The sequence below is a fragment of the Cedecea sp. NFIX57 genome (assembly GCF_900177785.1).
Lineage (GTDB): Bacteria > Pseudomonadota > Gammaproteobacteria > Enterobacterales > Enterobacteriaceae > Cedecea > Cedecea neteri_C.
On record NZ_FXAS01000011.1, the window covers coordinates 77,983 to 90,028 of the forward strand.

10 protein-coding genes are annotated in these 12,046 nt (G+C 56.6%); 4 read left to right on the forward strand and 6 right to left on the reverse strand.

Annotation, left to right across the window (positions count from 1 at the left end):
- Positions 1 to 61: 61 nt before the first annotated feature.
- Together B9Y90_RS11475 and B9Y90_RS11480 are read left to right on the forward strand one after the other, a co-directional pair.
- Entirely contained in the window at positions 62 to 487 is a 426-nt protein-coding gene (locus B9Y90_RS11475) for a CidA/LrgA family protein (protein WP_085541300.1), read from the forward strand.
- Entirely contained in the window at positions 480 to 1,169 is a 690-nt protein-coding gene (locus B9Y90_RS11480) for an LrgB family protein (RefSeq protein WP_039289383.1), read from the forward strand. Before B9Y90_RS11475 ends, B9Y90_RS11480 begins: the two co-directional genes overlap by 8 nt.
- A gap of 39 nt (positions 1,170 to 1,208) precedes the next feature.
- Here B9Y90_RS11480 and actP read toward each other — a convergent pair whose 3' ends face one another.
- The 3 genes from actP to acs all read right to left on the reverse strand — a co-directional run bounded on the left by actP (position 1,209) and on the right by acs (position 5,265).
- Positions 1,209 to 2,858, reverse strand: a complete 1,650-nt coding sequence (gene actP, locus B9Y90_RS11485; RefSeq protein WP_085541301.1) for a cation/acetate symporter ActP — start codon at positions 2,856 to 2,858, stop codon at positions 1,209 to 1,211.
- The gene (locus tag B9Y90_RS11490) at positions 2,855 to 3,169 is read right to left on the reverse strand and encodes a DUF485 domain-containing protein (protein ID WP_008455772.1); all 315 of its coding nucleotides are present in this window, start codon (positions 3,167 to 3,169) and stop codon (positions 2,855 to 2,857) included. Before B9Y90_RS11490 ends, actP begins: the two co-directional genes overlap by 4 nt.
- A 137-nt stretch (positions 3,170 to 3,306) precedes the next feature.
- A complete protein-coding gene (acs, locus tag B9Y90_RS11495) occupies positions 3,307 to 5,265 on the reverse strand; it encodes an acetate--CoA ligase (protein ID WP_085541302.1) in 1,959 nt (652 codons plus the stop codon).
- 426 nt (positions 5,266 to 5,691) lie between these two features.
- On the opposite strand from acs, the gene gltP reads away from it, so the two are divergent.
- Positions 5,692 to 7,005 carry a glutamate/aspartate:proton symporter GltP gene (gene gltP / locus B9Y90_RS11500; RefSeq protein WP_008455769.1) on the forward strand — a complete coding sequence of 438 codons (1,314 nt, stop codon included), beginning with the start codon at positions 5,692 to 5,694 and terminating at the stop codon, positions 7,003 to 7,005.
- Between the two features lie 124 nt (positions 7,006 to 7,129).
- Here the strand turns inward: gltP and fdhF are convergent, their stop codons facing one another.
- Positions 7,130 to 9,277, reverse strand: a complete 2,148-nt coding sequence (gene fdhF / locus B9Y90_RS11505) for a formate dehydrogenase subunit alpha (protein WP_085541303.1) — start codon at positions 9,275 to 9,277, stop codon at positions 7,130 to 7,132.
- Positions 9,278 to 9,571: 294 nt separating this feature from the next.
- Here fdhF and B9Y90_RS11510 point away from each other — a divergent pair, with 294 nt between their 5' ends.
- Positions 9,572 to 10,306, forward strand: a complete 735-nt coding sequence (locus tag B9Y90_RS11510; RefSeq protein ID WP_085541304.1) for a response regulator — start codon at positions 9,572 to 9,574, stop codon at positions 10,304 to 10,306.
- Here B9Y90_RS11510 and B9Y90_RS11515 read toward each other — a convergent pair.
- Positions 10,303 to 10,986, reverse strand: coding sequence for a D-lyxose/D-mannose isomerase (locus tag B9Y90_RS11515; RefSeq protein WP_085541305.1), 684 nt, complete (start codon positions 10,984 to 10,986; stop codon positions 10,303 to 10,305). The genes B9Y90_RS11510 and B9Y90_RS11515 overlap by 4 nt on opposite strands.
- Positions 10,987 to 11,097: 111 nt before the next feature.
- Complete coding sequence (locus B9Y90_RS11520) at positions 11,098 to 12,042, reverse strand: ABC transporter substrate-binding protein (RefSeq protein ID WP_085541306.1); 945 nt, start codon at positions 12,040 to 12,042, stop codon at positions 11,098 to 11,100.
- Between the last annotated feature and the right edge of the window lie 4 nt (positions 12,043 to 12,046).

The window sequence follows — 12,046 nt, forward strand, 5'->3', positions numbered from 1 at the left end:
TTTCAGTAGCGATGAACCGCTCTCTATAATCGGGGCTGGTATTTTTTCTGGAGCACCGATCATGGCTTTGGCGTTAGGCCGTTTTACGCCTGCTGTAATGCATAGCCTGCGTGTCCCCGTGCAGGTTGCCCTGTATGCCGGACTTTTTGTTTTTGCCGAACAGTTGGTGACGTGGGGGCATCTGCCGCTGCCCGCGAACCTGGTGGGGATGTTGCTCCTGCTGGCGCTGATTATTTGCCGCATTGTGCCGCTGAAATGGGTCAGGGAAGGGTCGAAATGGCTGCTGGCCGAGATGTTGCTGTTCTTCGTCCCGGCGGTTGTGGCCGTGGTGAACTACTCGCAGCTGCTGATGGTGGAAGGCTGGCGCATTTTTGCCGTGATTGCGGTCAGTACCGTGCTGGTGCTTGGCAGCACGGCCTTCGTGGTGGAAAAAGTCTATCGTTTTGAACTGGCTCGCGAAGCTCGCAGGCAGGCCCGTCATGACTAACTTCCAGCTCAGCGTGCTGTGCCTTGTGGTCACCCTGGTTTTCTACTTCGCCAATAAACGCCTGTATCGCCGTTTTCGCAAACTGCCGCTGATGCCGCTGGTCTTTACGCCGGTGCTGCTGGTGGGGATGCTCGTCTTCGGCCATATCTCCTACAGCAACTACATGGGGGAGGCGCACTGGCTGCTGTGGCTGCTTGGGCCTGCCACCATTGCTTTTGCGGTGCCGGTTTATGACAACCTCCGGGTGATAAAACGCCACTGGATGTCGCTTTCTGCGGGCGTGCTGACGGCCATGATAGTGGCGGTGACCAGTTCGATTTGGCTGGCCCGCTTATTTACCCTGCCGGACGGCATTCAGCGCAGCCTTGCCGTGCGCTCGATTACCACGCCTTTTGCTCTGGCGGCCGCAAAGCCCATCGGCGGCGAGCCGGAACTGGTGGCGCTGTTTGTGGTGATCACCGGCGTGTTCGGCATGGCAGTAGGGGACGTGCTGTTTCTGCGCCTGTCGATCAGGGAAGGGATAGCCAAAGGCGCGGGTTTTGGCGCGGCTTCTCACGGCGCGGGTACTGCTCGGTCTTATGAGCTTGGGCCGCAGGAAGGAGTGATTGCCAGCCTGGTGATGATGCTGTCCGGCGTGGTGACGGTTTTGGTCGCGCCGCTGGTTAGCTGGCTGATGTTTTAACCTACCGGGGCAGCGATAGCCCCGGTAAGTACTTACTAACTAGTGAGCCCGCCCCTGATCGATACCGATACCGGTTTGAGAGCGAATAAACTGCGCGCGGAACTTCTCCCGCTCCAGCTTACCTTCCGGCGTATTATCGGTAATCGAGAACAGCCAGATGCCGACAAACGCAATCAGAATAGAGAAGAGCGCCGGGTACTCGTACGGGAAGACCGCTTTTTCGTGGCCGAGGATCTGCACCCAGATAGTCGGGCCCAGAATCATCAGCACCACCGCCGTCAGCAGGCCGAGCCAGCCGCCAATCATTGCGCCGCGAGTGGTCAGCTTCGACCAGTACATCGACAGCAGGATAATCGGGAAGTTACAGCTCGCGGCAATGGAGAATGCCAGCCCCACCATGAAAGCAATGTTCTGTTTTTCAAACAGAATGCCCAGCAGGATAGCCACCACTCCCAGCACCAGAACGGTGATTTTCGATACTTTCAGCTCATCGCGTTCGGACGCGCCTTTGCGGAAGACGTTGGCGTAAAGGTCGTGAGACACCGCTGAGGCGCCCGCCAGCGTTAACCCGGCCACAACCGCGAGGATGGTGGCGAAGGCAACCGCAGAGATAAAGCCGAGGAACAGGTTCCCACCCACTGCATCGGCGAGGTGAACCGCCGCCATATTGTTGCCACCAATCAGCGCGCCCGCCGCGTCTTTAAACGACGGGTTAGCACCTACTAACATAATGGCGCCAAAACCGATGATAAAGGTCAGAATGTAGAAGTAACCCATGAAGCCGGTGGCGTAAAACACGCTTTTACGCGCTTCGCGGGCGTCGCTCACGGTGAAGAAGCGCATCAGAATATGCGGCAAACCAGCGGTACCGAACATCAGGCCGAGGCCCAGAGACAGCGCAGAAATAGGGTCTTTCACCAGCCCGCCAGGGCTCATGATCGCCGCGCCTTTAGGGTGCACCGCCATTGCCTCATTGAACAGATTATTGAAGCTGAAACCGACGTGCTTCATCACCATAAACGCCATGAAACTTGCGCCGAACAGCAGCAGCACGGCCTTGATGATTTGTACCCAGGTCGTCGCCAGCATGCCGCCAAACAGCACATACATCACCATCAGCACGCCTACCAGCACCACGGCGACGTGGTAGTTCAGGCCGAACAACAGCTCGATGAGCTTCCCGGCACCAACCATTTGGGCAATCAGGTAAAGGGCGACTACCACCAGCGATCCACAGGCAGACAGCGTGCGGATTGGCCCCTGCTTGAGGCGATACGACGCCACATCGGCAAAGGTATAGCGGCCCAGGTTACGCAGGCGCTCGGCGATCAGGAACAGAATAATCGGCCAGCCGACCAGGAAGCCCAGGGAGTAAATCAGGCCGTCATAACCTGAGGTGTACACCAGCGCGGAAATCCCGAGGAACGAGGCCGCCGACATAAAGTCACCGGCAATCGCCAGGCCATTCTGGAAACCGGTAATGTTGCCGCCCGCGGTGTAATAGTCGCTGCGGGAGCGAACGCGCTTGGACGCCCAGTAAGTGATATACAGCGTCAGAGCAACGAAAATCAGGAACATGATAATCGCCTGCCAGTTCGTTGGCTGGCGCTGCACGTCGCCGGTTATGGCATCGGCGGCAAAGGCACCGGCCGGCAGCAGAGCGGCAAAGACCGCAAGAAAACGTTTCATTTAACCCCCACTTCACGCAGCACTTCGTTATTCAGGCGGTCAAATTCGCCGTTAGCACGCCAGACATAAATCCCGGTGAGCAGGAAGGAAATAACGATAACGCCGATGCCGATAGGGATACCCCGCGTGACGCTGGTACCGTCATGCAGCGGGGTGCCAAGCCACGCGGGTGCGAAGGCAATCAGCAAAATAAAACCAACGTAAATCACTAACATAATCAGTGACAGAAGGGCGGCAAACCGTTGCCTTTTGGAAACCAACTCCCTGAAATGCGCACTACTTTCTATCCGCTGATAAATGGTGTCATTCATCACAGAATCTCCAGAGGTTTTTTGTAGGTTTTTTTATCCCTCTCCCCAGCGGGGAGAGGGTTAGGGTGAGGGGAAAGGTATGGTCAGATGTCCTCACCCCCGATCCTCTCCCTGAACGGGAGAGGGGTAGAACAAGGTTACGAAGGTATGGATAAAGCCTGTTTTTCTTCCAGCAGTTTTTCTACTACGCCCGGGTCGGCGAGGGTGGAGGTATCGCCCAGGTTGCTGGTGTCACCGGAGGCAATCTTGCGCAGGATGCGGCGCATGATCTTGCCGGAGCGGGTTTTCGGCAGCGAATCGGTCCAGTGCAGCACGTCCGGCGTGGCAAGCGGGCCTATCTCTTTGCGTACCCAGTTGCGCACTTCGGCGTACAGCTCCGGCGTCGGCTCTTCGCCGTGGTTCAGGGTTACGTAGGCGTAAATTGCCTGGCCTTTAATGTTGTGCGGAATCCCCACCACCGCGGCTTCGGCAATCTTCGGATGGGACACCAGCGCCGATTCAATCTCGGCGGTCCCCAGGCGATGGCCGGATACGTTCAGCACGTCATCCACGCGGCCGGTGATCCAGTAATAACCGTCTTCGTCACGGCGCGCGCCGTCGCCGCTGAAGTACATGTTTTTGAAGGTGGAGAAGTAAGTCTGCTCGAAGCGTTCGTGGTCCCCGAACAGCGTGCGCGCCTGGCCCGGCCAGGAGTCGGTAATGGTCAGGTTGCCTTCGGTGGCACCCAGCTGCGGATTGCCTTCGTTATCGACCAGCGCAGGCTGAACGCCAAAGAACGGCTGAGTCGCGGAGCCCGCTTTCAGCTCGGTTGCGCCCGGCAGCGGGGTGATCATAAAACCACCGGTTTCCGTCTGCCACCAGGTGTCCATCACCGGGCATTTCTCATTGCCGATGTGCTTCCAGTACCACTCCCAGGCTTCCGGGTTGATGGGCTCGCCCACGGAACCAAGAATGCGCAACGAAGAGCGGTCGGTGCCTTCGGTGGCTTTATCCCCTTCGGCCATCAGCGCGCGAATGGCGGTTGGCGCGGTGTAGAGAATATTCACCTTATGCTTGTCGACCACCTGCGCCATGCGGTTTGGCTTCGGCCAGTTAGGTACGCCCTCAAACATCAGCGTGATCGCGCCACAGGCCAGCGGGCCGTAAAGCAGATAGCTGTGCCCGGTCACCCAGCCCACGTCGGCGGTACACCAGTAAACATCGCCCGGATGGTAGTCGAAGACATATTTAAAGGTGGTCGCGGCATACACCAGATAGCCGCCGGTGGTGTGCAGCACGCCTTTTGGCTTGCCGGTGGAGCCAGAGGTATAGAGGATGAACAGCGGATCTTCAGCGTTCATTTCCACCGGCTGGTGCTGGTCGCTGGCTTTCTCTGTCAGCTCGTGCCACCACAGGTCACGGTTCTGATGCCAGTCGATTTTGCCGCCGGTGCGCTTCAGGACGATAACGTGCTCAACAGTTTTCACATTTGGGTTTTTAAGCGCGTCATCCACGTTCTTTTTCAGCGGAATTGAGCGCCCGGCGCGCACGCCTTCATCGGCGGTGATCACCAGGCGAGAGCTGGAGTCGATGATGCGTCCGGCTACGGCTTCCGGCGAGAAGCCGCCAAAGATCACGGAATGTACGGCGCCAATGCGCGCGCAGGCCAGCATGGCAATGGCGGCTTCCGGCACCATTGGCATATAAATCGCGACAACATCGCCTTTCTTAATGCCCAGTTCGACCAAAGTGTTGGCAAAACGGCAGACATCGCGATGCAGCTCGCGGTAAGTGATGTTTTTGCTCTGGGTCGCGTCGTCGCCTTCCCAGATGATGGCGGTTTGATCGCCCCGTTCTTTCAGGTGCCGGTCGAGGCAGTTTGCCGCTAAATTAAGCGTCCCGTCCTCATACCACTTGATAGAGATGTTTCCCGGCGCAAAAGAGGTGTTTTTCACCTTTTGGTACGGTTTGATCCAGTCGAGAATTTTCCCTTGTTCGCCCCAAAACGCATCCGGGTCATGTATCGACTGTTGATACATGGCCTGGTACTGCTCCGGGTTTATCAGGCAACGGTCCGCAATGTTTGCGGGAATAGCGTGTTTGTGTACTTGGCTCATGGCTTTTTTTCTCCTTTAGGATGTTAATAATATGTCACACAAACGTTAATAGTAGGGGTATTGGCAGCTTTGTTTACTTTTTGGGCGGCAGATCACGCATTAAAATAATCGCGCAAAAATTGTTCAAACAGATGAATCATAAGAATTAATTACCTTTGGTACTTATTTCCAAAAACAAATAATGAAATTTTTTCCATAACAATAAGTTATATTCATATTCCCCCGAAAAATCCTGTTTATCTATGCAATGTAAGTGCATAACCCTAAAAATGAAGGGTTGCGCAGCAGGCTATCGGGATGGTACTGATACGGCGCTTTAAAAAACCCCGCTTAACACCTGATGTTTGTCATACCCCCTTTCAGTTTGTGACCTTCTCCTGAGTCAACAGCATGGGAATGGCGTTTTTTTGAGGAACTGTCGTCGTTATGAAAAACTTTAAAATGAGCCTGGCCTGGCAAATCTTGCTGGCGCTGGTGCTGGGCATTATCCTGGGAAGTTTTCTGCATTATCAAAGTGATAGCCGTGAATGGCTGGTCGCTAACCTGCTGTCACCGGCGGGCGATATCTTTATTCACCTGATCAAAATGATCGTCGTGCCGATTGTGATTTCCACCCTGGTGGTCGGGATTGCGGGCGTCGGCGACGCAAAACAGCTTGGCCGCATCGGCGCTAAAACCATCATTTATTTCGAAGTGATCACGACGGTTGCAATCATTCTGGGCATTACGCTCGCGAATGTTTTCCAGCCGGGCCACGGCATAGATATGTCGCAGCTTGCTACCGTGGATATTTCGAAATACCAGCACACCGCGCAGGATGTACAAAGCCATGCTCACGGCCTGATGGGGACGATTCTCTCACTCGTGCCTACCAACATCGTGGCATCAATGGCGAAGGGCGAGATGCTGCCGATCATCTTCTTCTCGGTGTTGTTTGGCCTGGGGCTGTCGTCGCTGCCCGCGACTCATCGCGAGCCGCTGGTGACCGTTTTCCGCTCCATCTCTGAAACCATGTTCAAAGTGACGCACATGGTGATGCGCTATGCGCCGGTGGGCGTTTTCGCGTTGATTTCCGTGACCGTGGCTAACTTTGGCTTTGCCTCGCTCTGGCCGCTGCTGAAGTTGGTGGTGCTGGTATACGTGGCGATTGCCTTCTTTGCGCTGGTGGTGCTAGGCGCGGTGGCGCGCCTGTGCGGGCTGAAAATCACCATCCTGATGCGCATCCTGAAAGACGAACTGATTCTGGCGTTTTCTACCGCCAGCTCCGAGAGCGTGCTGCCGCGTATCATCGAGAAGATGGAAGCCTATGGCGCACCGGCGTCGATTACCAGCTTCGTGGTGCCAACCGGCTACTCGTTTAACCTGGACGGCTCCACGCTTTATCAGAGCATCGCGGCGATCTTTATTGCTCAGCTGTATGGCATTGAGCTGTCGCTGTGGCAGGAAATCATTCTGGTGCTGACGTTGATGGTGACCTCAAAAGGGATTGCCGGCGTGCCGGGCGTCTCCTTCGTGGTACTGCTGGCGACGCTTGGCAGCGTCGGTATTCCGCTGGAAGGGCTGGCGTTTATTGCCGGGGTTGACCGTATTCTGGATATGGCGCGTACCGCGCTGAACGTGGTCGGCAACGCGCTGGCGGTGCTGGTTATCGCCAAGTGGGAGCATAAGTTCGACCATAAAAAAGCCCAGGCCTATGAGCGTGAGCTTTTTGGGAAGTTTGACAGTAAGGCGAGTAGTTAAGTAAAGCCCCTCACCCCGGCCCTCTCCCCACAGGGGAGAGGGAGGAAAACTTCACTTTCCCCGAGTTGCGAGAGTTCTTTATCCCCTCTCCCCTTTGGGGAGAGGGTTAGGGTGAGGGGATGTCTTACCCCATAGCGCTTTCGCGCAGCCGGGCCTTCAGCTTGTTGTACTCATCAATCACATACTGCTCGGCGGCCTGCTGATCGGCGATCGGCTCGACGCGTACGGCGCAGTACTTGTACTCCGGCGTTTTGGTAATCGGGCTCAGGTTCTCCGTCACCAGCTCATTACAGGCACCAATCCACCACTGATAGGTCATGTACACCGCGCCTTTATTCGGACGCTCGCTGACCGCAGCTCGGGTAATAACCCGGCCTTTGCGCGAATTCACCCAAATCAATGCTTCATCTTCAATGCCCAGCCGGGCGGCATCTTCGACGTGGATTTGTGCATAACCCGGCTCATCGGCCAGCGCTGCCAGGGCTGCACAGTTCCCGGTCATTGAACGGCAGGAGTAGTGGCCTACTTCACGCACCGTCGAAAGCACCATCGGGTACTCGTCGGTGACGCGATCGATAGGTGGTGCCCAGTCGCAGGTGAAGAACTGCCCCAGTCCGTTAGGGCGCTCGAACTTGCTCTCATACAGGTAAGAGGTGCCCTGATCCGCGTCGGACGTGTCCCGGCAAGGCCACTGGATATAGCCCAGCTCGCCCATCTTCTCGTAGGTTGCCCCGTAGAAGTCCGGGCACAGGTGGCGCAGCTCGTCCCAGATTTCCTGGGTGTTGCTGTAGCGCATCGGGTAGCCCATACGGGTGGCGATTTCACTGATAATCTGCCAGTCCGTTTTGAGATCCCACTTCGGCTCAACTGCTTTAAAGAAGCGCTGGAAACCGCGGTCGGCTGCGGTGAAGACGCCTTCATGCTCGCCCCAGGAGGTGGACGGTAAAATAACGTCTGCCTCGGCGGCGGTTTTAGTCATGAAGATGTCCTGCACAATCACCAGCTCAAGCCCGGCAAACGCTTTGCGCACGGCGGAAAGCTCGGCGTCGGTCTGGAGCGGATCTTCCCCCATAATATAGGCCGCACGGACTTCCCCGTGTTCAACCCGGTGAGGCAGTTCGCTGATGCGGTAGCCGTTAGCTTCCGGCAGCGCGTCAACGCCCCAGGCTGCAGCAAATTTGCTGCGGGTTTCCGCGTCACGAACGTACTGATTGCCGGGGAACATATCCGGTAGCGCGCCCATATCGCAGGCACCCTGCACGTTGTTCTGGCCGCGAACCGGGTTCACACCCACGTTAGGCTTGCCGAGGTTGCCGGTCATCAGCGCCAGGCTGGTGAGCGAGCGCACGGTTTCCACGCCCTGGTAGAACTGGGTCACGCCCATGCCCCACAGGATGGTGGCCGTTTTGGCTTTGGCATACATACGCGCGGCCGCACGGATTTCCCCGGCGCTGACGCCAGTGATTTCTTCTACGGATTCCGGCGTGTAGCCTTCAACAATTTTGCGATACTCCTCGAAGCCCTCGGTACGAGAAGCGACGAAAGCGTGGTCGTAAAGATTCTCTTCAATAATGACGTGGCCAATCGCATTCAGCAGCGCGATGTTTGAGCCGTTGCGTAACCTTAAATGCATGTCGGCAATGCGCGCGGTTTCAATTTTGCGCGGATCGACAACGATAATCTGAGCCCCTTTCTGCTTCGCTTTAATCACGCGATTAGCCACGAGAGGGTGTGAATCTGCCGGGTTGTACCCGAACACAAAGACTAAATCAGTATCCTCAATCTCGACGATGGAGTTACTCATCGCGCCATTCCCGACCGACTGGTGCAGACCTGCAACCGATGGGCCGTGTCAGACACGTGCGCAGCAATCGACGTTATTGGTTCCAATAACGGCGCGCGCAAATTTTTGCATTACATAGTTGGTTTCGTTGCCGGTCCCGCGTGAGGAGCCGGTGGTTTGAATGGCGTTCGGGCCATACTTGGCTTTGATCTCGCTCAGGCGTGAGCTGACGTAATCCAGCGCTTCGTCCCAGGATACGGCTTCCAGCTTGCCGCCGCGCTCGCGGCGAATCATCGGAGTTTTCAGGCGCGGGGTAAGGATTTTGGTGTCGGTGATAAAATCCCAACCGTAATACCCCTTCAGGCACAGGTCGCCCTGGTTGGTTTTACCCTGTGCGCCTTCCGCCTTGACGATTTTGCCGTTATCCACCACCAGGTTTATCTTGCAACCCGAGGCGCAATAGGGGCAAACCGTGACGACTTTTTTCATCATGTTGCTCCAGTCAATGCTGTCATTTAAGTGCGGCGATAAATGCAAACCGCCTTGCTGCGCCACTCAATGCATTATCTATGCCACATAGAGTGAGTGGGTATTGGCGCGGGTTTGGCGGGTATCCGACGAATGGGCTGACGAAAGACCGGGGATTTCGTCATAAATGACGTGTCGAACTGACGGCCATTTGTGACAGTGATAGAAAATTCCGCACGGATTTGTGTTCTTTCTGCGGCGCGCAATCAACAATCGCTCACACTAAAAAGAACCTCCTCCCCTCCGGAGACAATAATGAAACCTGCAATCCTGGTGGTGGATGACGACAAGGCCATTTGCGACGTGCTGCGCGATGTGCTCAGTGAACACGTTTTTGATGTGTTGGTATGCCACAGCGGGAATGAAGCGCTGCAAATTGTGGCGTCAGAGCCTTCTGTTGCGCTGATTTTGCTGGATATGATGCTGCCGGATACCAACGGCCTGCTGGTGCTTCAGCAGGTGCAGAAACTGCGTCCCGCTTTACCGGTGGTGATGTTGACCGGCATGGGCAGCGAGTCCGACGTTGTCGTGGGGCTGGAAATGGGCGCCGATGACTACATCGCCAAACCGTTCAACGGTCGCGTGGTCGTCGCGCGGGTGAAGGCGGTATTGAGGCGCAGCGGAGCGCTGGCCGTAGAAAGCAGCCCGACCAAAAACAGCGGGCTGCAGTTTAACGGCTGGCGGCTGGACACCGATCGCTGCCAGTTGATGAATGCTCAACAGCAGCAGGTTGATCTCACTCAGGGCGAATATGGCCTGCTACTTTCCCTGGTGCAGAACGCCAGGAAAGTGCTGTCGCGAGAAAAGCTGCTCGAGCTAACCCACAGCGAAAGCCTCGAAGTGTTCGACCGCACCATCGACGTCTTAATCATGCGGCTGCGCCGAAAAATCGAGGTCAATCCGCACCAGCCCACGCTGATTCGCACCATCCGCGGCGTGGGTTACGTCTTCGCCGCCGACATCACCCACGGCGAAAATAATGCGGTTTAGATAAACTGCCGGTATTCATGGCACAAAAGCAGCGCCGGGGCAGCATCTTCGGTAAGGGTACTGAAGCGCTCAAGCGGTTTTAAAAAGCGGTTGTCGTGGTCGTCATCGTTAACCATCGACACTTCACCGACCAGCACGTCGCCGTAGCCCGGCTCCCCCCAAAAGCTGTGGTACATCTCTGGCACCAGGCTGATGCTTTCGCCGGGCGATAAGCGCAGCTGGCTGCCCGCCGCGTGCGTCTGGCGGCAGCCGTCAATCACCACCGTGATGTCTGTTTCGTCAGGCTGTTCGAAGGGATCGGACTGCCACAGTTCGACAATCAAGTTCCCGCCGCCCCGGTTGATGATGTCTTCCTGCTTGCTCCAGTGAAAATGCATCGGCGTCATCTGGTTATCACGCACATGCATGACTTTCTCGGCGTAGGATTTGGCGTAGGGCGCGCCTTCCGGGGAGCCATTGCGCAGGGTAAACAGCGTCAGGCCCATAGTCAGGAAGTCGCCGCCGCCGAAGTCGGTGATATCCCACCCGAGTTTCAGATCGAAGACCTCTTGCCAGCTGCGGGGGTTAACCTGCAGCCATTTTTGCGGTGAGAAGCTGGCGAACGGCGGTAGTTGTACACCGTGGCGGGCAAAAAACTGCCGGGTTTCATTCAGGTATTGATTGACCTCGGAGCGTTTCATCTGGCCTTCCTTTGATGTGGACCCTCACCCTAACCCTCTCCCTGGAAGGGAGAGGGGACTTACGATTTTCTCCCTCTCCCCTTTGGGGAGAGGGCCGGGGTGAGGGGCAAATTACTTCACCGTCCACCCTTTGTAGCTGCCGATATTGCTCTTATCGATCATCGTCACCGGGATCAGCACCGGGCCTTTCGGCGCGGGTTTGCCCTGCAAAATGTCATAGCCAATCTCAACCGCTTTCGCCGCCATCACCTGCGGATCCTGAGCCGGGGTCGCCACAAACAGCGAGCTGCCGCCGCGCTTCAGGGCTTCTTCCCCATCCGGGCTGCCGTCCACGCCGACAATAAAGAACTCACTACGTTGAGCCTGTTTTGCCGCCAGATCGGCCCCGATCGCCGTTGGATCGTTGATCGCAAACACGCCGTCGATCTTCGGATTCGCCGCCAGCAGCGAGGTCATCACTTCCAGGCCACCTTCGCGGCTGCCCTTAGCATTCTGGTTAGACGAAAGGATCTTAATATCCGGGTGTTTTTTGAATTCGGTTTCGCAGCCTTCGACGCGGTTCTGCACGGCGGAAACCGGCGGCCCGTTGATGATCACCACGTTGCCTTTGTCTTTCAGGCGATCCGAAATGTACTTACAGGCCATTTGCCCGGCCTGAGTGTTATCGGAAGTGATCGTGGCATCGGCGCCGTCTGCCGCAACGTCCACCGCCACAACAACGATCCCGGCGTCTTTCGCGCGTTTTACCGCCGGGCCGATCCCTTTAGAATCCGCGGCGTTAAGGATGATCATGTCCACCTTGGCGGCGATAAAGTTGTCGATCTGCGCCACCTGCTGGCCAAGATCGTAGCCGCTGGAGACCAGCGTCACTTTCACGTTATCACCGGCGAGCTTGCGGGCTTCCAGCTCGGCACCTTTGGTGATCTGCACGAAGAACGGGTTGGCGAGGTCGCCCACCGTCACGCCGATCGACTTTAACTCTTTCGCCTGGGCAAACGGCGCGCCTGCGATCATTGCACCAGCCAGTAACGCAGTAACTATAGGTTTCAAACGCATGCTG